Genomic DNA, 334 nt, shown 5'->3' on the forward strand with positions numbered 1-334 from the left:
TACGGCCGCCTGCGCATCTGGACGCCGCTCGATCGTGCGATTCCAGCCGCGGAAGTCGACCACATTTTGGAGCTGGTCGGCCTGCGCGCCCGCGCCGATGAACTGTGCTCGCTGCTGCCGGAAGGCCAGCGCAAGCTGCTCGATATCGCCATGGCGCTGGTGCTGCAACCCAAGCTGCTGATCATGGACGAGCCCACTAGCGGCGTGTCCACCGATGAGAAGCACGGACTGATGGCGATCATCATGCGCGTGCTCGACGAGCAGAAGATCACCTCGATCTTCGTTGAGCACGACGTCGATATCGTGACGCGGTACGCGACGCGCGTGGCGGCCT

General features: G+C 64.1%; 1 protein-coding gene. It reads left to right on the plus strand.

Annotation, left to right across the window (positions count from 1 at the left end; genetic code table 11):
- The coding region (locus tag HLUSI_RS0111440; protein WP_016834113.1) for an ATP-binding cassette domain-containing protein at positions 1 to 334 on the plus strand (334 nt) is incomplete at both ends.

The organism is Herbaspirillum lusitanum P6-12 (genome assembly GCF_000256565.1).
GTDB lineage: Bacteria > Pseudomonadota > Gammaproteobacteria > Burkholderiales > Burkholderiaceae_D > Herbaspirillum > Herbaspirillum lusitanum.